At 42.1% G+C, this 23,862-nt stretch carries 21 protein-coding genes, 2 tRNA genes and 3 rRNA genes; 15 read left to right on the top strand and 11 right to left on the bottom strand.

The window, feature by feature from the left end:
- Window positions 1-41 precede the first annotated feature (41 nt).
- Window positions 42-713, bottom strand: a complete 672-nt coding sequence (lptB, locus tag IT6_RS02055) for an LPS export ABC transporter ATP-binding protein (protein WP_390881581.1) — start codon at window positions 711-713, stop codon at window positions 42-44.
- A 452-nt stretch (window positions 714-1,165) separates the two neighbouring features.
- On the opposite strand from lptB, the gene IT6_RS02050 reads away from it, so the two are divergent.
- Both IT6_RS02050 and IT6_RS02045 read left to right on the top strand, forming a co-directional pair.
- A complete protein-coding gene (locus IT6_RS02050) occupies window positions 1,166-1,966 on the top strand; it encodes a chlorite dismutase family protein (protein ID WP_206827238.1) in 801 nt (266 codons plus the stop codon).
- 32 nt (window positions 1,967-1,998) lie between these two features.
- Window positions 1,999-2,274, top strand: coding sequence for a glutaredoxin family protein (locus tag IT6_RS02045; RefSeq protein ID WP_134440520.1), 276 nt, complete (start codon window positions 1,999-2,001; stop codon window positions 2,272-2,274).
- Window positions 2,275-2,461: 187 nt separating this feature from the next.
- Here the strand turns inward: IT6_RS02045 and def are convergent, their stop codons facing one another.
- The 4 genes from def to IT6_RS02025 are packed head-to-tail and all read right to left on the bottom strand — an operon-like array spanning window position 2,462 to window position 5,473.
- On the bottom strand, window positions 2,462-3,034 hold the full coding sequence (gene def / locus IT6_RS02040; protein WP_134440519.1) for a peptide deformylase: 573 nt from the start codon (window positions 3,032-3,034) through the stop codon (window positions 2,462-2,464).
- A gap of 21 nt (window positions 3,035-3,055) precedes the next feature.
- Window positions 3,056-3,472, bottom strand: coding sequence for an ExbD/TolR family protein (locus tag IT6_RS02035; RefSeq protein ID WP_134440518.1), 417 nt, complete (start codon window positions 3,470-3,472; stop codon window positions 3,056-3,058).
- 41 nt (window positions 3,473-3,513) lie between these two features.
- Window positions 3,514-4,194, bottom strand: coding sequence for a MotA/TolQ/ExbB proton channel family protein (locus IT6_RS02030; RefSeq protein WP_206827236.1), 681 nt, complete (start codon window positions 4,192-4,194; stop codon window positions 3,514-3,516).
- Between the two features lie 55 nt (window positions 4,195-4,249).
- Window positions 4,250-5,473 carry a hypothetical protein gene (locus IT6_RS02025; protein WP_242524293.1) on the bottom strand — a complete coding sequence of 408 codons (1,224 nt, stop codon included), beginning with the start codon at window positions 5,471-5,473 and terminating at the stop codon, window positions 4,250-4,252.
- 152 nt (window positions 5,474-5,625) lie between these two features.
- Here IT6_RS02025 and IT6_RS02020 point away from each other — a divergent pair, with 152 nt between their 5' ends.
- From IT6_RS02020 to IT6_RS01985, 8 genes are all read left to right on the top strand, one after another.
- Entirely contained in the window at window positions 5,626-5,853 is a 228-nt protein-coding gene (locus IT6_RS02020; protein ID WP_134440516.1) for a PUR family DNA/RNA-binding protein, read from the top strand.
- Between the two features lie 152 nt (window positions 5,854-6,005).
- Window positions 6,006-7,076, top strand: a complete 1,071-nt coding sequence (locus IT6_RS02015) for a polyprenyl synthetase family protein (RefSeq protein WP_134440515.1) — start codon at window positions 6,006-6,008, stop codon at window positions 7,074-7,076.
- 41 nt (window positions 7,077-7,117) lie between these two features.
- Complete coding sequence (gene rpmH / locus IT6_RS02010) at window positions 7,118-7,291, top strand: 50S ribosomal protein L34 (protein ID WP_134440514.1); 174 nt, start codon at window positions 7,118-7,120, stop codon at window positions 7,289-7,291.
- 29 nt (window positions 7,292-7,320) lie between these two features.
- On the top strand, window positions 7,321-7,695 hold the full coding sequence (gene rnpA, locus IT6_RS02005) for a ribonuclease P protein component (RefSeq protein ID WP_242524292.1): 375 nt from the start codon (window positions 7,321-7,323) through the stop codon (window positions 7,693-7,695).
- A gap of 5 nt (window positions 7,696-7,700) precedes the next feature.
- Window positions 7,701-7,982: a membrane protein insertion efficiency factor YidD gene (gene yidD, locus IT6_RS02000; RefSeq protein WP_206827232.1), complete on the top strand. Its 282-nt coding sequence runs from the start codon at window positions 7,701-7,703 to the stop codon at window positions 7,980-7,982.
- Between the two features lie 128 nt (window positions 7,983-8,110).
- Window positions 8,111-9,862, top strand: a complete 1,752-nt coding sequence (gene yidC, locus IT6_RS01995; protein WP_206827230.1) for a membrane protein insertase YidC — start codon at window positions 8,111-8,113, stop codon at window positions 9,860-9,862.
- 30 nt (window positions 9,863-9,892) lie between these two features.
- Window positions 9,893-11,467, top strand: a complete 1,575-nt coding sequence (nadB, locus tag IT6_RS01990; protein ID WP_206827222.1) for an L-aspartate oxidase — start codon at window positions 9,893-9,895, stop codon at window positions 11,465-11,467.
- Between the two features lie 103 nt (window positions 11,468-11,570).
- Window positions 11,571-11,975: a winged helix-turn-helix transcriptional regulator gene (locus IT6_RS01985; RefSeq protein ID WP_206827220.1), complete on the top strand. Its 405-nt coding sequence runs from the start codon at window positions 11,571-11,573 to the stop codon at window positions 11,973-11,975.
- A 301-nt stretch (window positions 11,976-12,276) separates the two neighbouring features.
- On the opposite strand, the gene IT6_RS01980 is transcribed toward IT6_RS01985, so the two are convergent.
- From IT6_RS01980 to IT6_RS01960, 5 genes are all read right to left on the bottom strand, one after another.
- Window positions 12,277-13,194 carry a multicopper oxidase domain-containing protein gene (locus tag IT6_RS01980; protein WP_242524291.1) on the bottom strand — a complete coding sequence of 306 codons (918 nt, stop codon included), beginning with the start codon at window positions 13,192-13,194 and terminating at the stop codon, window positions 12,277-12,279.
- Window positions 13,195-13,231: 37 nt separating this feature from the next.
- Window positions 13,232-13,636, bottom strand: coding sequence for a c-type cytochrome (locus IT6_RS01975; protein ID WP_206827218.1), 405 nt, complete (start codon window positions 13,634-13,636; stop codon window positions 13,232-13,234).
- Window positions 13,633-14,334 carry a c-type cytochrome gene (locus tag IT6_RS01970; RefSeq protein WP_206827216.1) on the bottom strand — a complete coding sequence of 234 codons (702 nt, stop codon included), beginning with the start codon at window positions 14,332-14,334 and terminating at the stop codon, window positions 13,633-13,635. Before IT6_RS01970 ends, IT6_RS01975 begins: the two co-directional genes overlap by 4 nt.
- Window positions 14,335-14,342: 8 nt before the next feature.
- Window positions 14,343-15,413, bottom strand: coding sequence for a multicopper oxidase domain-containing protein (locus tag IT6_RS01965; protein WP_390881564.1), 1,071 nt, complete (start codon window positions 15,411-15,413; stop codon window positions 14,343-14,345).
- A gap of 440 nt (window positions 15,414-15,853) precedes the next feature.
- The gene (locus IT6_RS01960) at window positions 15,854-17,545 is read right to left on the bottom strand and encodes an ArnT family glycosyltransferase (protein ID WP_242524289.1); all 1,692 of its coding nucleotides are present in this window, start codon (window positions 17,543-17,545) and stop codon (window positions 15,854-15,856) included.
- A gap of 385 nt (window positions 17,546-17,930) precedes the next feature.
- On the opposite strand from IT6_RS01960, the gene IT6_RS01955 reads away from it, so the two are divergent.
- The 5 genes from IT6_RS01955 to rrf all read left to right on the top strand — a co-directional run bounded on the left by IT6_RS01955 (window position 17,931) and on the right by rrf (window position 23,191).
- A 16S ribosomal RNA gene (locus IT6_RS01955) occupies window positions 17,931-19,454 on the top strand.
- 329 nt (window positions 19,455-19,783) lie between these two features.
- Window positions 19,784-19,856, top strand: a tRNA-Ala gene (locus tag IT6_RS01950).
- A 35-nt stretch (window positions 19,857-19,891) separates the two neighbouring features.
- Window positions 19,892-19,965: transfer RNA gene (locus tag IT6_RS01945), tRNA-Ile, on the top strand.
- A gap of 146 nt (window positions 19,966-20,111) precedes the next feature.
- A 23S ribosomal RNA gene (locus IT6_RS01940) occupies window positions 20,112-22,961 on the top strand.
- Between the two features lie 114 nt (window positions 22,962-23,075).
- A 5S ribosomal RNA gene (gene rrf / locus IT6_RS01935) occupies window positions 23,076-23,191 on the top strand.
- The 16S, 23S and 5S rRNA genes sit together here with 2 tRNA genes alongside, the layout of an rRNA operon.
- Before the next feature lie 103 nt (window positions 23,192-23,294).
- Here rrf and IT6_RS01930 read toward each other — a convergent pair.
- A complete protein-coding gene (locus tag IT6_RS01930; protein ID WP_242524288.1) occupies window positions 23,295-23,855 on the bottom strand; it encodes a hypothetical protein in 561 nt (186 codons plus the stop codon).
- Between the last annotated feature and the right edge of the window lie 7 nt (window positions 23,856-23,862).

Raw genomic sequence — 23,862 nt, 5'->3', positions numbered from 1 at the left:
GGGGGAGAACTTTTTGTTGAGAAAGGGTAATCTTAAAGATTTTACATGCTGAATCGAGGCCCAAGGTAAAGTTCACGGGTAACCGGATCGTTGATTAAAAATTCACTGGTCCCATGACTCATAACTTTACCTTCATAGATGAGATAAGCGCGGTCAACAATAGAAAGGGTTTCTCTGACGTTATGATCAGTAATGAGAACACTGACACCTCTTTGTTTTAAACTCAAAACAAGTTGTTGGAGATCATAAACGGCCAGAGGGTCAACCCCACTAAAAGGTTCATCAAGGAGCAAAATCGAAGGGGAAGTTGTTAAAGCTCTGGCGATTGAAAGCCTTCTTTTTTCACCCCCACTTAAGGACATAGCGAGTGTTTTTTTTACTTTGTCCAGACCGAAATCATGAATAAGTTCATCAAGCCTACGCTGTCTTTCTGCTTTAGAGATGTCCAGAAATTCAAGTATAGCCATGAGATTTTCTTCAACCGTAAGTTTTCTAAATACGGAATCTTCCTGGGGCAGGTAGCCAAGCCCTTTTCGGGCCCTTTTATACATCGGCATGTTGGTGATGTCCTCATTTTCAAAAAACACTTTTCCTTTGGTGGGAGTAATAAGGCCAATAAGCATGTAAAAAGTAGTAGTTTTACCCGCTCCATTGGGTCCTAGGAGACCAACGATTTCACCCCGATTGACTACAAGGTCTACCCCATTAACCACTTTTCTGCCTCCATATTCCTTAACCAGTTGGACAGATTTAATGAGAGCTTCATTGCCTGCGTTAGTGGAAGCGGCTCCCTTAGGAATGAGCTGAGTTGAAGAAGAAGGAGATGAGAGTCGAAGCGATTGAACCATCGGAAGGGCAGCAGGAGCTGGAGAGGAATGGGCAGGGAGTTGAGTCTTTTGTTTGAAGCATTTCAAGGCTTCGCTCAAAGAATGGGAACGCAGGGTCGGTGATTCCATTCGATTTTTTTCTGAAAGTTCGCTTGAAGGGGAAGAATGGCCATTATATTTTGTATTCATTCTAGGTTTTGCCCGATTGCGTTTCGTTTATTAGATTTATTAGATGATACTTTTAAAAAATATTTTTTGCTCAAAATAATCTCCATTCGATAAAAGTGATGCATCATGGATTTCTTTTTTAACCGAAAAACCTAAAAGGAGCATTTGTAATGGAAGCAATAAAACCCAAAGAAGGTCTTTTTGTAGTTCACCTTTTCTTTTCTATAGATCATTGGAAAAGAAAAGACTGTCCTCACAATGCAAATTTCAAAAAAGAGATAATTTCTTTTATTGAAAATATCAGAAAACAGGAAAAATTTCAAGTCGCTACCTTCTGCATGCTTTGCCATTGCGATATCGGTTTTATGATCCTAGGTCCGGAATTAAACCTGATGCAAGAGATTGAAAAAAAGCTCGTAAGGGAATTTGGCAGCGATGGATGGAATCTTCATTTTTCTTTTTTTTCTATGACAGAGAAATCTGAATACACTACAACAAGAGATGAATTTGAGCAGGAGTTAATTTCTTCGGGCCTCAGTCCTGGATCTGAAGAATTTAAAGAAAAAATGATCTCTTTTGAAAAAAATCGAGAATATTATACGACTGTTCGACTCTATCCTACATTAGCCGATTATCCTTTTTTTTCTTTTTATCCAATGAGGAAAAAAAGAGAAAACGGTCAGAACTGGTATGCCCTTGGGTTTAAAGAAAGAAAAGAGTTAATGAAAGGACATGCAGCTGTGGGCAGAAAGTATAGTGGTAAAGTTGTTCAGTATATTTCAGGATCTACTGGATTAGATGATTGGGAATGGGCAGTAAGTCTATATGCAAAAGATCCTTTTGATATTAAGTCGATTGTTTATGAAATGCGATTTGATCCTGTAAGTGCTCAATTTGCTGAATTCGGTTCTTTTTATTGTGGATTGCAACTTCCTTTGGATAAAGCCCTAGAAAGAGTTATGGGCAGTTAACCAGGCTAAACCAAAAATTTGAGTTGACCATTATGGATGAAAAAAAGCTCATTCTTTATATTAAGGAGGGTTGTCCGTGGTGTGAAGAGGTCGAGCAACTGTTAAATCAGTTGCATATTACTTACGAACGCATTGATGTATTAAGAGATAAGGAAGCTTACCAAAGAATGAGGATGATTTCAGGGCAATCCCGAGCTCCCACTATGGAATGGGGGAATGAGGTTCTGGCTGATTTTGGAGGGAAGGAACTTTTAGAGTTTATACGAAGTAAAAATTTTTTAAATCAGAGCAACAAAAATTCAGCCTGATTGCATAACTGTTGCAGTTTTTAGCTTTGTGGGCCAAGAAATGTGAGCTATAATTAAGCTTTTTTGCCTTTCTTTATTGTAAAAAGACAAAGATAGTCAACATCTATAAGCTGCCCACATTACAACCAAAACAGGAAGAGACCATAATCCCCATTCGTGCAATTCTTTGGGATACAACAAAACAAGCCTAAGCGTTTTCTTTGGCAAAAAGGGAGGGTTCTGCCCTTTTTATTTTTTCGAGTTCTTCTTTGATCGCCTTTTTCTTTTCGGGAGATAGGTAATCGATGAAAAGCTTCCCTTGGAGATGATCAAACTCATGCTGTATGGCTATGGCAAGAAATCCTCCCGCTTCCAAAGCCAAGGGCTTGCCTTCCAAGTCGAATGTTTTTAGCTTTACTCGCTTCGACCGAGGAACATCTATTCTTAATCCAGGAAAACTTAAACAGCCTTCGTTGCTCAACTCCTTGGATCGAGTACAACTTAAGGTAGGATTTATAAGAAAAAGAGGCATATGTTCTTCGATGGGAACAGGTTTCCCCTCGATGAGCAAGGAAGAAGGAATTTTAGATTCGCTCACATCGATTACCGCCAGCTGTAGGGCTTGACCGATTTGTTGAGCTGCCAAACCTACTCCTTTATGAAAAGCCATTGTTTCAAGCATGTCTGAGACCAGTCGTTTTAACTGATCATTGAATGAGTCGATAGGTTTTCCTTTTTTTCTTAAAATAGGATGATCGTACAAAACAATGTTTAATACCATAAGAGTAAAGATATTGTTTTTTTAAGGTTTTTTGTCCTCTTCTGCAGTAAATGTAGGTAAGTTTGGAATTCCTGCAAATTTAACTGCATCCATAACTTGAATTATGATTTCGAAGGGAGCATTTTTGCTCGCTTTGAGAGCAATTTTGGCATTTGGGTTTTCAGAAATTGTTTTCTTTAGAATCTCACCCAGCTTGTCCGGTTCCACTGGGTTATTATCTAAAAAGATCTTTTTATCTTCAGTAACGAAAATAATTTTAGGCAGATCTGCTCTTATGGGTTTTGATCGCACCGATTTAGGTAGATCAATTTTTACAGCGGGTTCTTCTCTTTGAAAAGTAGTAGTCACAACGAAAAAGAGTAGAACTATGGATAGGATGTCGATTAAAGATACGAGATTGATCAAAGGCTTGCGGTTGCTTTTCGGTCTAAATTCCATAATTAATTGATCACATCTGGCCTATTTTATCAAAGAATAGATTAATAGTTAACATCTGGAGATGGTGCTTCAGTATAAATTTTTGCCAGGAGCTCTGAACAGATCGTTTCCATTTCAACTGCATAGGCTTCTACTTTTCGACTAAAAAGACTATGGGCGATCAAGCAGGGAACAGCTATACCCAAGCCAGCAAGAGTGGTATGCAGTGCTTCTGAAATACCATGGGCGATAGCTGCTCCTTGAGTGGCCATGCCATGGGTCCCGACGTTGCCAAAAATTGTGATTAGTCCAGAAAGTGTACCTAGCAGACCGAGCAATGGGCCGATACCTACGATTATTTCAAGAATGACAAGTCCTTTTTCTAGTTGGGCAATTTCAGCACGGGCCTTGACTTGGAGAGTTTCTGAATTTTCGTATTTCGACCAAGTCATGTTTTGAAGACAGAGATAAACAAGCCGGCTTAAAGTCGACTTTTGATCCTGGCAAAGTTTTTCTATGTGCTCGGGGTTTTCTCCCCAACCGAGTTCTTCGATCGCCTTGACCAGCTTTTTGGGTATAATTTTAGATCTTCGTAAAGCATAGGCCCTTTCGAGAATGATTGCCAGTCCCACAATAGAACAAAGAATGACCGGGTATATGAACAGCCCACTACCTTCTATAAAATTTTTTATCGCAAAATAAGATGAAATCTGATTCCAATTCAAGCTAGTCGCAATAACCATAGACTCTTTCCTTATACTAACCCATATTATTCAAAAAAATACCAATGTTCTTTTATTAGTAAATGGTGAAGGTAATTTCTTCCCAAAATCCATTGCCAATTTGTCCTTTCATTTCTTCTGAAAAGGGCCCAAAAGGCGCAGACAGTCTAATAGAATCGAGGGAAATTGTCCGCAATACTTCGGTTATGCCTTCTTCACTAATAACTTGTAGGCTACTCACTGTCCCATCGGATTGAACGTAAAACCTTACTCTAACAGAGCCAATGGCAAGAAGACCCATGCTTTGCTCTACTTCTAGATACCACCTGGAGCCGATGGCGCGATAAAGCCTTGCCTTATAACGGCCAAGTTCGGTTTCTCTTGCCGAAGGTGAAACAGGACCAAGTTCAGCTGTTCTTCCTCCTGCTATTTGCATCCGATGCCTTTCAAAAGATTCAGGGGAAGGGGGAGGAGCGGGAGGAGGAGAGGGTTGAGAGGCAGGTTCAGGACGATCTGACGCGTTTGCAGAAGGATTGTTTTGGGGTTGGGATTGAGAAGGGCTGTTTTTAGAGGCTTCTTTAGCTTCATTCTTTGTTGGGGTTTTTGGTGATTTATTTTGAAAAGGCATAAGAGGATCACCATTGGGATCGTCTTTTTTCAGATATTCCTCTGTGGGATTGTTGATCTCTTTGAGGAGCTTTTCGAGTGACTTAGCGGGATTTTCTTCTTTTGCGTTTTCATCTTTTTTTTCTTCAGCTTTAGATGGCTGTTGGACAGCTTCTTTTAGGGATTGATTTGCTTTTTGTTGCTGGTTTTGATTTTGTTTTTGAACTTCTGTTTTTGGAGTTGGAGAGGGAGTTTGAGGATTTTCAGTTTGCATTTGCCTATGAGCCGGGGATGCTTTTTGGGCTGGAGTATATTTTCCACTCGGTCTTGGAGGAGAAGGCCTTGAGGAAGGAACATCAACATAACTCATTGATGAGCGGGGATCTCCGGAAAGCTGAGGGAGAGGGGAGTTAGGGTTTTGAGGTGTTTCCTGGCTCCTTAACGAAGTTGATCTATCCGATTGAAGCAGAGCATTGGGATCAGGATGAGTGGTCTTTTGCCATTCTTCGGTAGGTATAAAGCTTTCAGGTTGAACCATTTCAAGCATAGTTAAAGTTGGCGGAGGAGGATCATGGGGAGGAGTCTGGGGAAAAAACCGATTCAAAACTCCTGATCCAAGAAATAAAGTTATCGCCAAATGAATGGCGAAGGATAAAAAAAGAAAACCTCTTAAATATGATTTTTGTTTAGTCACAATGAATAGATTTTCCTTAAAACATAAAAAATATTTTGCACAACCCAACAGAAAAGGCAAAGTATAAACGGTTTTATTAGATGATGTAAAACGAGGATTTGACAAATAGACCTTTCAAAAGTTACTCTAAAAACCAGCGAGGAGTTCTAGAAATGGATGGCGAGCAAAAAAACATTAAGAGTGAAAAGATTACTGTAGAAAGAAAGAACTTCTTCTTTGATCTTAAAGAGAATGGAAGGGGTAGGTTTCTTCGTATTACTGAAGATGTGCGAGGAAGAAGGGATGCAATTATTATTCCTGCCCCCGGGTTGGAAGAATTCAGAAAAGCGCTCGATGCCATGATCGAGGCGTGCAAAGATTCCTCCAATGCAACAATCTGAACTGTAAGAGTACTAAAAGAAGCTTTGAAATCACTGCTTCTCTAGCTAACCTTACAGAAAAAAGAAAATTGACATTTGGTTTTTTTCTAAAAGAAAAAACCAAGGGAGTTATTTACTAAAGAGCTTTAGAAAGTAGGGATAGCGTGGTGTCTATGACTGGAGGAAATGATAATGACCGCAGTAATGATGCTAAGATGACTATAATTAAAGATCAGGTTAAACCGAAACCGGATATATTCCAAAGCTTGACTGGTCAGCTTAAAGATTATCTTGCTTGGATAGACAGGGAAATTTTAAACCAAGCTGAAGAATTTGATGCGGGAGTTGCTTCTTTATTTCGCTATGTTTTAGCCAGCGAAGGCAAAAGGATTAGGCCTCTTCTTGTGTTGCTTTCTGCAAAGGGCAGTGGAGGAATAGCTGAGGATCATCTTTATTTAGCGGTGGTTATTGAGATGATTCACTTAGCGACTCTTGTTCATGATGATATTCTTGATGGGGCTTCGATGCGCAGAGGACTTCCTTCTGTGACTTCAAGGTGGGGAACTGAAATTTCGGTTCTTCTTGGTGATAGTTTGTTTGCCCAAGCCTTAAAAGTATGTTGTCGGTTGCATCCGGATATTATTAGGAGTGTCGCAAGTGGAGTATGTGTTGTTTGTAGTGGGGAAATCCTTCAGACCCGTAGAAGATTTGATTGGAGCTTGTTGGAAGAGGAATATTTAAAGATCATTCAGATGAAAACGGGCGAACTTTTTCGCATTCCCTGTGAACTGGCGGCAAGGCTTAATTCTGCTTCGAGCGCAATATCTGAAGCTCTTGGCAGATTTGGCCAGGCATTGGGATCTTCTTATCAAATATATGATGATTGTTTAGATCTTTTTGGCAGTGAAGAAAATGTGGGCAAGACCTTGGGGACAGATTTGGGAGGAGGAAAATTAACTTTACCTATTCTTTATCTTTATCAACAGGGGTCGGAAGAGATAAAAAGAACGCTTGTGGAAATTTTCGAAAACGGCGTATCCGCTGACTGGGGGAAAATTCAATTTTGGATTGTAAAAGAAGGGATTCTCAAAAAAACTCTTCAGACAGCGATGAATTTCTTGGAAAAAGGGGAAAATGAACTCGCTCTTTTACCAGAGAGTGATGAAAAAGAATGTTTGCGTGATGTAGGTAAAATTTTAGGTAATCATCTGCTCGAGCTTGTTAACGCACAATCAGTTCTATAGACTACATTTTTAACTTTCAAATCCGACCGTAGGGGGAACATATGAAAAGGACCTTTCAACCTTCAAAAAGAACAAGAAAGCGGCAATATGGGTTTTTAAAACGTACTCGTACAAGAACTGGACGATTAATATTACAAAGGAGAAGAAAAAAGGGTAGATGGCGTTTGGTTCCTAAAAACACCGAAAGAAAATTTAATCGCCATGTTCCTTCATGATTTTCATACCCAGACTTTTATTTAATAAGATGGTTTTTAGAAATCCAGTGGTTTTGAACAATCGATTATCGCGTAGACTTATTGCTAAAAAGAAAAAGGAAATTTCTCTTTTTTTCTCCGAAGGAAAAAAGTTTTCTTCTCCTTATTTTATACTTTATCTTTTGCCTAGAGAGGACAAAACTTTTCCCCTTGTCTTTTTTGCTGTATCAAGAAAAGTGATTAATTCTTCACAAAGAAATTTGATTAAAAGAAGAATGAGGGAGATATTTCGGCAGTACCTGCCTTTTAAACTTTCGTCTTTTTCCTTTGGTTGGATAGCCAAAGAAAAAGCTTTGAAAGCTTCATTTGAGGAGTTGAAAAAGGATATGATAGAACTGGGCAAAAAGGCGATTTCCTTGGAATAAATTATATGAAAAAAATAGTTTTTTTTCTTTTGGATATTTATCGATATGGCCTCAGTACATTTCGCCAGTCGTTGGGAATGTATGGAGTTTGTCGTTATTATCCAACCTGCTCTCAATATTGTAGAGAGGCGGTTCAAAAACATGGCATAATAAGAGGATTAATTCTTTCCTTGCAAAGAATCCTAAGATGTCATCCTTGGGGAGGAGAGGGATGGGATCCGGTTCCGGATTCAAAAGATTTAGGACTAAAAGGCATAAAAGGGGTAAACAAACAGCCAAATCCTTGAAAAAGGGATTTTCATTTATGGTAGCAAACAAATTTATTTTATAAAAATAGAAAAATCTCTTGTAAATATCTTACGAAGAAGGAAATCTTTGTTATTTCTTTAGAGGTTAATATTCATATCTTGTGGTTATGGATAAGAAAGGTTGGATCGGTTTTGGAATCTCTCTCGTATTACTCTTAGCATGGCAGATATATGTAGAATATCACTACGTAAGGCAACAACCTGCACCTGCTGAGTCTACGTTTTCTGAAGAGACTTCACCCGATCAACAATCTTCAAAAACTCCAGAAGAGAGCCAAACTCTTGGTCCTTTAGAATCCTTCGAAAAATCCCCAGACCTTGGTAAAGAAATCATTAGTTATCTAGAAAATGATAAAATACGTGTATCTTTTACTTCTTGGGGAGGAGGCATTCAAAATATCGAGCTTAAAGAACATTTTTTTCGAGGACCAAACGGCAAAGAAAACATTTTGCTAAATCGATTTGATGAAGAGCCTTTGCTCAATCTTTCTGGATGGGATGCCAAGTATAACTTGAGCGGCTATCAATCGGAAAGCAAAGAAGGAAAAGTTTTCTTTCGTCGTAATCTAACAAATGGGGTTACTCTAGAAAGAATTTTTTCTTTGAGCCAGGATTACCAAATTATGATGGAACAGCGGCTCATTAATAGATCCTCTTTGCCAATCACTCTTCCTAAGTACAGGATAAATATGGGATTGGCCTCTCCCATTCATGTCAAGGATGCCGTGCAAAACATGGCTGTCAATTGGCTTACTTTAAAAGGGGCCCGGTTTGGACGCATTGGCCTCCCTGATTTTAATGCTGCAGGTTTTTTGGGATTGTTCTACTGGAGAGGGCCTCGAACAGTCATTGATAGCCCTAATGAACCCTTGCGTTGGGTGGCCGTAAAAAACCAGTATTTTACTATTGTAGTTTCTCCTCCTTCCTCTCTTCCTCCCATTCAAGTTGAAGCTGTACCGGTTGAACTTTCTCAATTTCCTTCTGAGCGGGAGGGGCAAAATATTAAACCTGTGGGCATTAAAGCATGGGCCTATTTTCCTGAAATGTCCATTGAACCCAACTCTATTCTAAGTGTTCAGTTTAAAACTTATGGAGGACCCAAAGAATATGCTCGTCTCAAAAAACTAGGTGATCATATAGATAGGGTCATGGAATATGGAATGTGGGGCTGGGTGGTCAAACCCTTGGTTTGGTGCATGGTTCATTTTCATTCTTTTATTCCCAATTATGGTCTAGATATAATTTTATTTACTTTGCTTCTTAAAGGGATTTTTTGGCCCCTGCAGTCAAAAGCTAACAGGAACATGAAAGCGATGCAGGCACTTTCCCCTAAACTGAAGGAGTTGCAAGCTCGCTACAAAGATCAGCCGGATAAAATGCAGGCTGAAATGATGAAACTTTACAGGGAATATGGAGTAAATCCTGTAGGGGGCTGTTTACCTATGCTTGTTCAGGTCCCCATTTTTATCGGGTTTTATACGATGCTTCAGGGCTCCGTTGAATTAAGGAATCAATCGTTTTTATGGATTCGGGATTTAACTCAACCCGATACCATTTTCCGAATTCCATCTGTTGGTCTCGATATCAATCCATTACCCTTGATAATGGTAGGAACCCAAATTCTATTGTCTCGAATGACTCCCCAGGCTTCGGAAAATCCGCAGCTAAAGGTTTTTCAATGGATGCCCGTTTTCTTTCTCTTTTTCTTCTATAACTTTGCTTCTGCTTTATCTCTGTACTGGACGGTGAATAACTTGGTGACTATCGTGCAGACTTATCGAAATTTGAAAAAACCTGTTCCTGTGTTACATAGGGTAAAAAAGCAAAAGAGCCCTCATAAAATTTCACTCATGAAATAAGGTCTTTTTTTGGCTTTGAATTATACTTTCATGGAGAAAATAGAAACAGATTACCTAGTCATCGGAGGAGGCATTGCTGGGCTCTTTTTTGCCTTAGAGGTATCTCAATTTGGCCCTGTTTCGGTTCTTCTTAAAAATACTTTTAATAGTTCGAGTTCGTGGTATGCCCAGGGCGGTATATCTTGTGTGAGCTCTTCAGAAGATACCTTTGAATCACACCTTTCTGATACTCTCAAAGCTGGCGATGGGTTGTGCAATCCTCAAGTAGTAAAATCATTCGTTGAAGAAGCTCCAACGAGGATTAAGGATTTAATTCGTTATGGAGTGCCTTTCACCAAGGATGAGAATGGCAATTATGATCTAGGATTGGAAGCGGGCCATTCACATCGAAGAATATTCCATGTTAAAGACCATACGGGGATGGCCATTATTGAAGCATTGAAAAAGGAGGTGAAAAAAAGAAGCCAGATTAGGATATGGGAAAATCAATTGGCCGTTGATCTTATTGTTTCAAAGAATAATTGTTTTGGGGCTTATGTTTACGACAAAGAAAAGAAATGTATAAAAGCCTTTCTCTCTCCTCATACCCTTCTTTCTACGGGTGGTTGTGGAGCTATTTATCTCCATACAACAAACCCTAATAGTGCAACGGGTGATGGAATCGCTATGGCCTACAGGGCTGGGGCTATTCTTAAAAATATGGAAATGATCCAATTTCATCCTACCTGTTTTGCTCAATTTACTGCTCAAAAATTTTTGATCAGCGAGGCGGTTCGTGGAGAAGGAGCGAAAATTATAAATCCAAAAGGAGAACATTTTCTAAAAGCCTTTGATCCAAGAGCAGAACTTGCCCCTCGAGATATTGTTAGTCGGGCCATTTTCATGGAAATGAAAAAAAATAATTATCCTTATGTCTATTTAGATATAAGAGGAAGAGAAAGAAAATGGCTTGAAGAAAGATTTCCCTACATTTTCTCCTATTGTTTAAGTCAAGGAATAGATATGTCAAAGGATCTGGTGCCTGTGGCTCCAGCTGCTCATTATCAATGCGGGGGAGTGGCCACAGATCCGTGGGGAAAGACATCTATCCCTGGTTTATGGGCGGCGGGAGAAGTAGCTTGTACGGGGTTTCACGGAGCCAATAGATTGGCAAGCAACTCCTTGTTGGAAGCCATTATTGTTGCAGGAAGGGCGGCAAAGCTTTCTGCCAAAGAAAATAGAAATTTTTCGCTAGATAAAATTGAGCTCAGTGAAAGGGTTTTACTTGAAGAAAATAGAGCCATGGATGCCGACATAAGAGAGGTGATGGGTAAGATTAGGAAAATTATGTGGGATTATGTTGGCATAGTCCGGTGTGTGTCAGATCTTGGGAAAGCAAAAAAAGAAATTGAGCTGCTGCTCGAATTTTTAAAAAGCCATCAAAAAGAAGGCACGTTGTCACTTCTCAATCTAGAAGCTCAAAATATGGCCTTGACAGCTGCAATTATCATCGAAAGCGCTTTGCAGAGAAAAGAAAGTAGGGGAGCTCATTGGGTGGTTGATTATCCAAAAAAATTGGATTTCCCAGTCGATACTCAAGTATCTTTTGTTCCTAGGGAAAATTGATAAGAAAAACTCCCTAATTAGATTCAGCAATTCCCTATATAAAATAATAAGAAAAATATTAAACCTTATTGACAATAATGATAAAAAATTTAATCTTTGCAATATGGATAATAGGGCAAGACAAAAAGTGATATTGCCTACAAGGAAAGCAGAAGCAGCGCGGTTAGTAGAAAAAGTTTTTAAATGTAAGTGGACGGTCTCTGTATTGGAACTAATTTGTCAAGAAATACATAGACCTGGCCAAATGAAAAAAAATATTCCTGGCATTACCACTAAGGTTCTAAATGACCTTTTGAAAAAGCTTTGTCAATGGGGCATTGTAGAAAGAACCGTTTATCCTCTTGTTCCTCCCAAAGTAGAATATCACTTGACCGATTTTGGAGAAAAATTCATGAAAGTGTTAAAAAGTGTAGAGGAACTTCAAAAAGAAATTGATTTTAACCTAACCCAGAGTGTTGTAGAAAAAGAGCCATTCCGTCCTTTACATAATGGAGCCAAGGTAATTTAAATGAAACGGGCAGTCGCCAAGGCCCCTCTATTTTCTTTTTCCCTCATTACTCAGTTGGGTATTCTTTAAGTAGGTGTTAGCTGATTCTAGAAAACCATCTTAAGGGTTAAATGTCGTTTTACTTATGGTTAGCAAAATATTTATCTTTGCCTTACAGATAAGGTAGGAGCAAAAACTTTTTGAACCTATTCTATCATAAATATAAAGGTAGCTCTAATCGTCTCTATGCGTGTTTTTTATGAAGTGTTGAGAGACTGGGCAGGCATCAAGATAGAAGCCATACCTGCCCCCATGCAGCTTTTTATCGCACTAAAATTTGATCTCCTCGACCCATTTTGGGGTCTGCATCTTTGGTAAACATGATTATTGCGATAGCTCCGGACAGAGCTTGTTTCATAGAATGAGTAACGATTGCATTTGCTCCTTCGACAGGTGAAACCAGATCAAAAATAGCCCCATCACCGGGTCCAACAGTAAAAGATTGCAGGCCGTATAAAACATTTTTAGGATTTCCTCCAACATAAACCCTGTCCCATATTCCTGCTATAGGATGAAAGGAAGCAAACTCATTAGGTCCAGCATTGACGAAATAAATGCGCACCCTTTCACCTGGTTTTGCCTGCAACCAAGTCGTGGCTCTTTCATCGTGAACGGGGTCATATTTAAACTTGCAAAAATTAAAAGCGGCGAATTCCCATTTGCCCTCCATCAAGCTTTTTTCATCGTCGGGATTGGAATAGATTTCAGATTGTACGAGCACATACTCTCTGTCCGCTTTAGGCATAGCCTTTGGATCCTTAGGGTCTACGATGATTACCCCAAACATTCCCCTTGCTATATGTTGGACCATAGGATCAGCACCACAATGATAAAAAAATACTCCAGGATAATTAGCCTTAAAGGAGTAATGCTTGGTTTCTCCAGGCCTGATTTGTCCAAAGTCTTTTGCTGCATCTAACTGGGCTGCGTGAAAATCCATGGCATGGGATTTTTTGTTTGTGATTTCATTTACAAGTGTAAAATCAACAACATCTCCTTCTGTAACCCTTACCAAGGGACCGGGAACTTGGCCATTAAACGTCCAGGCAAGATATTTTGTGCCCTTGTTATCAATGGTCAATTCGGCCTCTTTGCCATGAAATTCAACAGGCACGGTCTTAGCTACTCCCAACGATCCAATACCTATCCACAGGATTGGTATGGCTATCAACCATCTCATTTTTCTTTTTTTTCTTTTCATGATTTTCCCTCCATTTTTAGGATTTTTTATTTTCCATCCCACAATTGCAGATGTGGCGAAGATAGTCTTTTAATTCTAGAATTTCTTCTTGCGTAAGCACTTTACCCCATGCGGGCATGAGGATTGATTTTTGCACAGAAATACCCCCGTTAGTAATGGCTTTTATGATTTCATCATCAGGTATTTTGCCCATTTCCTTGGGGTCTGTATGATCTCGAGGCTGGACAGTCATAAATTTGGCATTAATGCCAGTACCGTTTCTTTGTAATCCATGGCATTGTACGCAGTAGGTGTTGTATACCTTTTCAATTTTTGCCCATTTTTGATCTTGAGCCCATGCTCCAAAAGAGCTAGATAACAATAAAAAGAATAGGAGAGGGCTATAGTGGATTCTGATCAGGGTGAGGAACTTCATTCTCATTTTTTCTCCTTTTGTGAGGAAGACCCATGAAGGCTCATTAGGTAAGAAGTTAGCCGCTGAAGATCCGCTTCTGCTAAATCGAGTTGAGGCATCCAAATATGGGGTTCAAATTTCTGAGGATCTTCTATAAATGAATAAACAAAATCCCCTTGAAGCCTATCTCCAGCATCAAATAACTCGGGTCCAGAAAGACCTCCTCCTCCTTCTTTTGTAGCATGACAGGATGAACAGCCTCTTAATTTTCCAAAGAACATGGCTCCGATCGTCGGATTGATAGGCTCATTTTTAAATTTAGCGGCTGTTAGGAGTCCCTCTGGTTTAAAATTCATTAATGTGTCTGCTACCACTTGTGCTTCTGTAGGTGAAAGCTTGGGATGTGCACTCAATGTGGAAGGATCGATTTCATCACCTTTTGGAGTTGTTTTAATATGTTTCAGGTAAAATTCACCTGCAGGACGAATAACAGTGGGTTGCTGAAGCCATTTGACAAGCCAGTCCTTTTGAAATTTTAAGCCTGCATAATAGAGGTCTGGCCCTTTTCTATTCCATAATCTTTCCAGGGAGTTGTCAGTTGGTTTAGTTAACGCATGACAGCTTGCACATTGATTTTGAAGAATGTGCATTCCATCTTCTGCCAAAAGCTTTTTTACAGAAAAGAAAAAAACGAATATAAAAATTAATAAAAAGGAGGTTTTCATCTTCATTTTTATTGAGGGGCAGGTTCTCCTTTAAATGCAGGATTTATAAAGAGGCCATAAGGCTTTTTAAGCGATTCTTCGTAAAAAAAGTCAGGAACGAATTTTTTATCTTTCCAGTCATACCAGGAGTCAGTTTTTTCCACTTCGTCATATTCAATAACCGTCATTATTCCCCCCATGGGATTACCGCCATTGGTTGTATGGACATCCACATGGTCATGGACCATCCATCGGCCAGGGTTATCGGCATACATGAACAAGTCGTATCTTTCTCCAGGAGAAATCAGCAGGGTATCAGCTTCTATGGGATTGGGTAAGAAATGGCCGTCTTTACATCCAATCAAAAAAACGTGTCCATGAATATGAAGGGAATGCACCGTGTCACTTGTGGCAAAAATCCTCAAGCGGATAAAATCACCTTTTTTGACCCGAATGGGTTGAGTTTCAGGATAACTTTTAGCATTAATGGTAAAATAATCTTCGACATCTCCGGGAATACCTCCGTATCCAGGTTTTCTTGCCCATTGAGAAGGCCAACTACTGAGCATGAGGATATAATCCTTGGTCACCTTTTTTTCTAAAGGATGGGGTTTAGGTGGATCGACGATCAGGGGTCCCCACATGCCCCTCATTGAAACGTGTTCGTTTACATTGACATGACAGTGATACCAGTAGGTCCCTGCAGGTAGTGCTTTGAAATGATAGCTAAAAGTATCTCCAGGCTTGATCTCGGGTTGAGTAGTGTTGGGTACTCCATCCATTTGCCAAGTTCCAGTTTGGAGTATGCCATGCCAGTGGATCGTATGGGGAAGGGTGGTGAGATTGGTGACTTTTACGGTCACATCATCACCATATTTAACATGAATAAGGGGACCAGGTACTTGGCCATTAAAAGCAAAGGTGTGGAATTTTTGGTCCTTTACGAGCGTGATGATTGTATCCTCTATAGTAAGCTCAAAATTTCGGGATTCACTAAGAAGAAGGTTTTTTAATCCCAAAAAGATACAGAGAATAATGAAAAGAAAAAAAGAAGTTGAAGAAGACCAAAAAAACTTATGCAATTTTAGCTTTAAAATCATCAATGAATAAAAACCCCACTAGGTTGAAAAAAACAAGTAGGCACAATTTAGAGCAAAAGTTACTTTTTGGTTCTATTTCTTGATGATCAAAGAAATATTTTTTGTGGGAAAATAAAACTGTTGATTCGAGTTGTCGAATCTATTGGAGGGAAAGGCCCAATACTTTCGCCGGCTTATCGATCTATCCACTTTATCCAGCAGTAATCTCAACGGGACATTTTATGGATTTTGTGAATACAAGTGGCCTTGAGAATAATCTCTACAGTCAAAAGCAGTTGCCTTCTCTCTTTTATTGAATAGGGGAAGAGTATGGGACCGATAGGGTAATCGCGATCTTTCTTTATCGGAATGCCCTCTTAAGGATGATAGCCGTTGCTTTTAGCCTCTCTTTTGATGGGCCTTTTGCAACTGAAAAGATTTGGTTTTGAAGAGAGCTAAAATTAGTACTGATAGGAATACTCAATTTTTACCCAAGACATTCTTCCTAGGTTAAGTCCTTCTATTTTTCCTTCTCCCCATTTCCCTGGAGGAGGAAGATTGTCAACGGAAAAATTTGTCTTCTGGGCTAATTGTGGTTGTTTTTTCCCTTGAAAAACATTTAACAAAGCCTTGGAAAGGGAAGTTTCAGTTTCTTGGCGAAGCGAAAAATAGGGTGGATTAAGCTGGCTAGAAAGGGGATCCCATTTCCAAATCTTGTTTGAATAAAAGACAAGACTCGGTTCAGTATAGCCCCAGGCATAGTTTTGCGAAGAAAAAGGCATGTTTTTAAACAAAGGACTAATTCTTGAAGTTAAAGAAAGAGAATGGAGATCCTTAGCTAAGAAGCCAAACACACAGTTAAGGGTGATATAGGCAGTAGCCATGATAGAAATGGAGATAGCTCGAGAAGAATTCTTATATGCATAATGCATCATGGCTCCACTAAAGAGAGATAACAGAAAGATGATAAGTCCTATGGAAAGAAAAACAGGCTTTAGAGGATTGTCTACAGTTGGTCCAGCTGCAAACCCAAAGAAAAGAATGAGAAGGGAAAAGACAAAAAACAGGATATACAAAAAGAGGGCAAAGAGAATAGAAAACCTTGTTGGCTTTGTTTCGCTGATAGCTTGACCGATCACTAGAAAATAGGCGGGAAATCCAGGCATAATATAGTGAGGTAGTTCTGTGGCATAGAAAGAAAATATGAGAATGGGAGCAAGAAACCATGAAAGCAAGAAGGCGTTATCCATTGACCATTTTTTTCTTAGTGTTTCAACAAAGAGCCCAAAGAATGCGGAAGCGGGAAAAAGGCTCAAAAAGGGGGAAATAAAATAATAGAAAGGAATAAAGGGCCTGTTATCGAAAGCTTCCATGCCCCTACGGATAACATGTTCACCCATACCAATTTTCCAAAAAAGCCCTTTTGTTTCGATCAACGCAGGGATTGCCCAGAGGCTTATGATCCCCAAACAGAACAAGGAGCCTGGAATAAAATATAGAGAAAGAATAGACGATGGTTTTCTCCAAAAAACAAATCGGAAAAGGATAAAAGTAAAAAGCGGAACAAGCCAGCTAATGGGTCCTTTAGCCAAGAAACCGAGAGCCAAGGAGATCCAGAAAACAAACAGCCAGCTCCAGGATTTCTTATGAAGCAGATTTAAAAAAGCCCATTGAGCTAAGGTCACAAACAGGACCATTACCATGTCGGCGGTGGCTAATCTTCCATGGATAAGGGTTTGAACTGAACAAATAAAACTTAAGGGGACAAATAACCGAAACCTAGGAGAATAGGAAGAGGAAAAACGATAAAGAATAACGGAGAGGATGGAACAGGCAAGGATAGAAGGAAGTCTTGCTGAAAATTCATTTATTCCCAAAAGGCTGTAACTAAAAATCATGAGCCAATAAATCAGTGGGGGTTTATCCAGCCTATATTCACCGTTAAAAAAGGGAACCAGATAGTTTTTCTTTTCTAACATTTCCCTTGCAGCCTGGGCAAATCTAGGTTCATCTCGGTCGATGAGAGGAAGAGAAAAAGAACCTGCTGATAGAAAAATAAAAGAGAAAAGGAAAACGAAAGCAATAGTAAGATAAGAACAGAGCCGGGTATTGTTTAGAATAAGATTTTTAGATAGATTAAATAGCTCGATCATTTTTATCTTTTGAACCGATCCTTTTTTGAAAGAGCCATTGATTGAATCCATTAGAAAAAGAGTTATTTTTATAGAAAGATAACCATACCCAAGTATTGTTTATTAACAAGGCTAATTGGAGATTTGCAATTGGCTTTGAAAAGGGTGAAATAAGACGTATATTTTTAAAAACTCTTTTTTTTAAGAAAAAAAATTGTTGACTTAAAAAAGAGAGTGAATAGGATAAACTCCCTACGATAAAGCGGTATAGAAAAATTTGTTCTTTGAAAATATTGGTCGCCGGAAAACAGGATTGAGTTGTGCAGAACCTTATCTAAGGTGATGCAGTAGTTTTGTGGCCAGGGTTCTACTTTTTATGTAGAACAACAAGCCAAGAATCTTTCTCTTTACGGAGAGTTTGATTCTGGCTCAGAGCGAACGCTGGCGGCGTGGATAAGACATGCAAGTCGAACGCAGCTTGTTTCTTGGCAACAAGAAGCAAGTTCAGTGGCGAACGGGTGAGTAACACGTGGGAACTTGCCCTGAAGTGGGGAATAGCCCATCGAAAGGTGGGGTAATTCCGCATGTGGTCGAAAGACCAAAGTAGGGGACCTGAAAAGGCCTTACGCTTCAGGAGAGGCCCGCGGCCCATCAGCTAGTTGGTGAGGTAATGGCCCACCAAGGCTAAGACGGGTAGCTGGCCTGAGAGGGTGGTCAGCCACACTGGGACTGAGACACGGCCCAGACACCTACGGGTGGCAGCAGTCGAGAATTTTTCACAATGGGCGAAAGCCTGATGGAGCGACGCCGCGTGGAGGATGAAGGCCTTCGGGTTGTAAACTCCTGTCACCCTGGACCAAGGCTTCTAGGTTGAATAAACCTGGAGGTTTGATTGTACAGGGAGAGGAAGGGACGGCAAACTCTGTGCCAGCAGCCGCGGTAATACAGAGGTCCCGAGCGTTGCTCGGATTTACTGGGCGTAAAGGGTGTGTAGGAGGTTAGATAAGTCGGATGTGAAATCCCTTTGCTCAACAAAGGAACTGCATTCGATACTGTCTAGCTAGAGGACCGGAGGGGGAAGCGGAACTCTCGGTGTAGCGGTGAAATGCGTGGATATCGAGAGGAACACCGGTGGCGAAGGCGGCTTCCTGGACGGTACCTGACTCTGATACACGAAAGCTAGGGGAGCGAACGGGATTAGATACCCCGGTAGTCCTAGCCGTAAACGGTGTGCGTTAGGCGTTGGCGGAATCGACCCCGCCAGTGCCGTAGCTAACGCGTTAAACGCACCGCCTGAGGAGTACGGCCGCAAGGCTAAAACTCAAAGAAATTGACGGGGGCCCGCACAAGCGGTGGAGCATGTGGCTTAATTCGATGCAACGCGAAGAACCTTACCAGGCCTTGACATGCCGTGTTCAGTTACCGAAAGGTAATGGCCCGCAAGGGCGAACGGCACAGGTGCTGCATGGCTGTCGTCAGCTCGTGTCGTGAGATGTTGGGTTAAGTCCCGCAACGAGCGCAACCCCTATGTCCAGTTGCCGAAAGGCTCTCTGAACAGACTGCCTCGTACAACGGGGAGGAAGGTGGGGACGACGTCAAGTCAGGATGGCCCTTATGGCCTGGGCTGCACACGTGTTACAATGCCCGGTACAGAGGGAAGCAAGACCGCGAGGTGGAGCAAATCCCAAAAACCGGGCCCAGTTCAGATCGAAGGCTGCAACTCGCCTTCGTGAAGCCGGAATCGCTAGTAATGGCGCATCAGCTACGGCGCCGTGAATACGTTCCCGGGCCTTGTACACACCGCCCGTCACATCCTGAAAGCTGGTTGTACCCGAAGCCAACCTTATGGTTGTCGAAGGTATGGCTAGTGATTGGGATGAAGTCGTAACAAGGTAGCCGTAGGGGAACCTGCGGCTGGATCACCTCCTTTCTAAGGAGTAGGGCAACGATTAACTTTTAAAGGGAGTCGTTGCTTAGGTCGATTGCTTGTTCTGCATATATAGATGCGGACAAGTAAGTTATTAAAAACTGTTACTGCGCCCTTATTTAAGGATTCTGCACAACTCAGTTCTGTTGAACTGGCGACCACAGCCCTCAGAAAGCCGTTTTTGTGTAAAATTATGACTAGCCAGTGTAGTTTGTGTGATGAAAGACATAAAAATTTGTTTTATACACAAAAAGCGGTTTGTTTTCTGTCAGGCAAAAAGAAGATAAGATCATCTTCAAGATAAGCTTAACACGATAATCCCTAAGATTGTCGGGGGCATAGCTCAGTTGGTAGAGCGGCAGCTTTGCAAGCTGTAGGTCAGGGGTTCGAATCCCCTTGCCTCCAGTTGAATCATTGACTGGAAAGGTTGGGACTCGATTGGGCCTGTAGCTCAGTTGGTTAGAGCATGCGCTTGATAAGCGCAGGGTCACTGGTTCGAGCCCAGTCAGGCCCAGATGGTTAAGCAAAAAAATTCTTTTTTCCTGACTGTTTTGTTAGCTTGGCTAATCGGTGTATATTAAGGATTGAATTTGAGGGTTGATTGTTCTTTGAAAACTGCAGGTGATTGAGAGTAAAATATTTAAGAGTACTTAAAGAGAGCTACAAGTAAGGAAGGGCACATGGTGGATGCCTTGGCGCCAGGAGGCGATGAAGGACGTAGCTACCTGCGATAAGCCTCGGGGAGTGGGAAGCACGCTTTGATCCGGGGATTTCCGAATGGGGTAACCTGGTACGAGTAATGTCGTACCCGACCAGGTTGAATCCATAGACCTGGTTAGGCGAAACCCGCTGAAGTGAAACATCTCAGTAAGCGGAGGAAAAGAAAGCGAATGCGATTCCGTTAGTAGTGGCGAGCGAAAGCGGAACAGCCCAAACCAAGCAGCTTGCTGCTTGGGGTTGTAGGACCTTCACAAAGATAGTTGCAGAGCTAGGAGAAGCGGATGGAAAGTCGCCCCAAAGAAGGTGAGAGGCCTGTATCTTAAAGCTTTTGCAACATCTGAAGGTATCCTGAGTAACGCGATGCACGGGAAACTTCGCGTGAATCTGCGCGGACCACCGCGTAAGGCTAAATACTCCCTGGCGACCGATAGTGAACCAGTACCGTGAGGGAAAGGTGAAAAGAACCCCGATGAGGGGAGTGAAATAGAACCTAAAACCGTGTGCCTACAAGGTGTCAGAGCCCGAAAGGGTGATGGCGTGCCTTTTGCTTAATGAGTCTGCGAGTTATTGTCTGTGGCTAGTCTATGTCCCTTTGGGACGGAGGCGAAGCGAAAGCGAGTCTGAATAGGGCGTCAAAAGCTGCAGGCAATAGACCCGAAGGGGAGGTGATCTACCCATGGCCAGGATGAAGTCATCTTAACCGATGATGGAGGTCCGAACGGGTGACGGTTGAAAACGTCTCCGATGAGCTGTGGGTAGGAGCGAAAGACTAATCAAACCCCCTGATAGCTGGTTCTCCTCGAAATAGATTTAGGTCTAGCCTCATGTGCTGACCTGTGGGGGTAAAGCACTGAATGGACTAGGGCCCTTACCGGGGTACCGAATCCAATCAAACTCTGAATACCACAGGGTGTAACATGGGAGTAAGACGGTGGGGGATAAGCTTCATCGTCGAGAGGGAAACAACCCAGATCGCCAGCTAAGGTGCCAAAATGCAACTAAGTGGAAAGGATGTGAAATTTCTTAGACAGTGAGGATGTTGGCTTAGAGGCAGCCACCATTTAAACAGTGCGTAATAGCTGACTCACCGAGAAATTTCGCGCCGAAAATGATTGGCGATGAAGTTGCATACCGAAGCTGCGGGTGTCTTTATGACACGGTAGAGGAGCGTTCCAAAAACTGTGAAGCGGGAGGGTAACCGACCGTGGAGTTTTTGGAAGTGAGAATGCAGACATGAGTAACGATAAGGCCGGTGAAAATCCGGCCCGCCGTAAACCCAAGGTTTCCTGGGGAAAGTTCGTCCTCCCAGGGTTAGTCGGGGACTAAGTTGAGGCCGAAGGGCGTAGACGATGTCAAGCTGGTTAATATTCCAGCACCACCGACATTTAACCGGAAGGGACGCATTTCAAGAGAAAGGCGAGGTGCTGAAAGTCCTTGTCCCGCAAGGGGACCTGAAGGAGAAATCCCGAGGGGATCTTTCAAATGAAATGCCAAGAAAAGCTTCCGGGTATACTAAGGTGCCCGTACCGGAAACCGACACAGGTGGGTGGGTAGAATATACTCAGGCGCGTGAGTGAAATCTCTTTAAGGAACTCGGCAAATTAGCCCCGTAACTTCGGGAGAAGGGGTGCCTCCCGCAAGGGAGGTCGCAGTGAACAGCGCCAACCGACTGTTTAACAAAAACACAGCTCTCTGCAAAGTCGTGAAGACGACGTATAGGGAGTGACACGTGACCAATGCTGGAAGATTAAGGGGAGAAGTTAGCCCAAAAGGCGAAGCTTTGAACCCAAGTCCCAGCGAATGTCGGCCGTAACTATGACGGTCCTAAGGTAGCGAAATTCCTTGTCGGGTAAGTTCCGACCTGCACGAATCGTGTAACGAGTTGGCGACTGTCTCGAAGAGATGCTCAGTGAAATTATAATGGCGGTGAAGATGCCGCCTACCCACAGTAGGACGGAAAGACCCCGTGCACCTTTACTGTATGCTGTTACTGGACTTCTGTTATGGTTGCTTAGCGTAAGTGGGAGACTGTGAGGCTTCCTTTTCGGAGGAAGCGGAGTCGCCAATGAAACACCACTCTTCCGTAACGGGAGTTCTAACCAAAGTCTCTGAATCGAGATTTGGGACAATGGCAGCTGGTCAGTTTGACTGGGGCGGTCTCCTCCTAAAGGGTAACGGAGGAGTTCTTAAGGTTCCCTCAGCACGGTTGGCAATCGTGCGTCGAGCGCATGGGTAGAAGGGAGCTTGACTGTGAGACCGACGGGTCGAACAGCTACGAAAGTAGGACCAAGTGATCCGGTGGTTGAATGTGGAATCGCCATCGCTCATCGGACAAAAGGTACGCCGGGGATAACAGGCTGATCGAGCCCAAGAGTCCATATCGACGGCTCGGTTTGGCACCTCGATGTCGGCTCATCGCATCCTGGGGCTGGAGAAGGTCCCAAGGGTCCGTCTGTTCGCCGGTTAAAGCGGTACGCGAGCTGGGTTCAGAACGTCGTGAGACAGTTCGGTCCTTATCCACTGTGGGCGTTGGAGATTTGAGGGGTTCACTCCCTAGTACGAGAGGACCGGGAGTGACGGACCGCTGGTGTTCCGGTTGTGCCGTCAGGCGCAGCGCCGGGTAGCTATGTCCGGAAAGGATAAGCGCTGAAAGCATCTAAGCGCCAAGCCATTCCCAAGATGAGATCTCCCTATCAGGGCCGTGGTAGACTACCACGTTGATAGGCCGCGCGTGTAAGTGCAGTAATGCATGTAGCGGAGCGGTACTAATAGCCCGATTGGCTTGTAGTTCTTGTAGTGCTTAGGTTTTTTATTCTCAATTTGCCTGCAGTTTTCAAAGAACGATGTTTAATCTTTGTGGTCACTAGACCTTTTGTTTTTATAACTCAATGTAAAAACAAAAAGCCTGGTGACCATAGAGACATGGAACCACCCGTTCCCATCCCGAACACGGAAGTGAAACGTGTCTTCGCCGATGGTAGTGTACCGATAGGGTACGTGAGAGTAGGGCGTTGCCAGGGTCACTAAAAACCTCTTGTCTGTTGTGACAAGAGGTTTTTTTTTGGTGTTGCAAAATAGAGGGTTTGAGGAGCTTTATTTAAAACTTTAATCAATGTTTAGCCATTAATTAACCTTTTGTGTTTCGTTATTTTCTGTCTTTTTAGTTTTATCTTCAGGGAGGTATTTAGCCACCCACCATCTGGATTTACCACCCCCAGAGGAGGCGAGGGCTGCTGCAGCTACTGCCCCCATGGCTATGGGTCCTGCTGCAGCAGAACTATATTGAGCGGAAATCCACATCACATTTCCTGCTGCTCCTCCAATGGCTCCTGTTATACCACCAGGAGTTAGACCAAAGGTTTGGTATTCTAATAGAGCGTCTCCGCCCATTTTTTTTGCAATTTTTGCTGCATCCTTTTCTACACTGCCTTTTCGAAGGCTACTGCGGCTATCGTGAATAACCCCAATGATTTTATAAGGTCGATCAGGATTGCCATCTGTCCACACATCAATTCCACAGACTTTGTGAATAGCTCCCCCTTTGCCGACCGTTTTGGCTCCATCTTCAAAGGGAACATACGTTGTTTTAGAACAGCTAAAGAAAGTAAAAAGAAAAATAATTGGCAGTTGTCTAGAAGCGGTCGATAAAAGAAAGAAAAGGAATTTCTTGTGTTCTGAACTCATAAATTGG

The organism is Methylacidiphilum caldifontis, from assembly GCF_017310505.1.
Lineage (GTDB): Bacteria > Verrucomicrobiota > Verrucomicrobiia > Methylacidiphilales > Methylacidiphilaceae > Methylacidiphilum > Methylacidiphilum caldifontis.
Note: the sequence above shows the minus strand (reverse complement) of the source record. Positions and strands in the feature narration are given on the sequence as shown.

Bases quoted from the DNA above. Each gene is read 5' to 3' on its own strand.
- IT6_RS02050 (WP_206827238.1), top strand. From the start codon at position 1,166: ATGGAAGCAATAAAACCCAAAGAAGGTCTTTTTGTAGTTCACCTTTTC.
- IT6_RS02045 (WP_134440520.1), top strand. From the start codon at position 1,999: ATGGATGAAAAAAAGCTCATTCTTTATATTAAGGAGGGTTGTCCGTGG.
- def (WP_134440519.1), bottom strand. From the start codon at position 3,034: ATGGTATTAAACATTGTTTTGTACGATCATCCTATTTTAAGAAAAAAA.
- IT6_RS02035 (WP_134440518.1), bottom strand. From the start codon at position 3,472: ATGGAATTTAGACCGAAAAGCAACCGCAAGCCTTTGATCAATCTCGTA.
- IT6_RS02030 (WP_206827236.1), bottom strand. From the start codon at position 4,194: ATGGTTATTGCGACTAGCTTGAATTGGAATCAGATTTCATCTTATTTT.
- IT6_RS02020 (WP_134440516.1), top strand. From the start codon at position 5,626: ATGGATGGCGAGCAAAAAAACATTAAGAGTGAAAAGATTACTGTAGAA.
- IT6_RS02015 (WP_134440515.1), top strand. From the start codon at position 6,006: ATGACTGGAGGAAATGATAATGACCGCAGTAATGATGCTAAGATGACT.
- rpmH (WP_134440514.1), top strand. From the start codon at position 7,118: ATGAAAAGGACCTTTCAACCTTCAAAAAGAACAAGAAAGCGGCAATAT.
- rnpA (WP_242524292.1), top strand. From the start codon at position 7,321: ATGGTTTTTAGAAATCCAGTGGTTTTGAACAATCGATTATCGCGTAGA.
- yidD (WP_206827232.1), top strand. From the start codon at position 7,701: ATGAAAAAAATAGTTTTTTTTCTTTTGGATATTTATCGATATGGCCTC.
- yidC (WP_206827230.1), top strand. From the start codon at position 8,111: ATGGATAAGAAAGGTTGGATCGGTTTTGGAATCTCTCTCGTATTACTC.
- nadB (WP_206827222.1), top strand. From the start codon at position 9,893: ATGGAGAAAATAGAAACAGATTACCTAGTCATCGGAGGAGGCATTGCT.
- IT6_RS01985 (WP_206827220.1), top strand. From the start codon at position 11,571: ATGGATAATAGGGCAAGACAAAAAGTGATATTGCCTACAAGGAAAGCA.
- IT6_RS01980 (WP_242524291.1), bottom strand. From the start codon at position 13,194: ATGAGATGGTTGATAGCCATACCAATCCTGTGGATAGGTATTGGATCG.
- IT6_RS01975 (WP_206827218.1), bottom strand. From the start codon at position 13,636: ATGAGAATGAAGTTCCTCACCCTGATCAGAATCCACTATAGCCCTCTC.
- IT6_RS01970 (WP_206827216.1), bottom strand. From the start codon at position 14,334: ATGAAAACCTCCTTTTTATTAATTTTTATATTCGTTTTTTTCTTTTCT.
- IT6_RS01965 (WP_390881564.1), bottom strand. From the start codon at position 15,413: ATGATTTTAAAGCTAAAATTGCATAAGTTTTTTTGGTCTTCTTCAACT.
- IT6_RS01960 (WP_242524289.1), bottom strand. From the start codon at position 17,545: ATGATCGAGCTATTTAATCTATCTAAAAATCTTATTCTAAACAATACC.
- IT6_RS01930 (WP_242524288.1), bottom strand. From the start codon at position 23,855: ATGAGTTCAGAACACAAGAAATTCCTTTTCTTTCTTTTATCGACCGCT.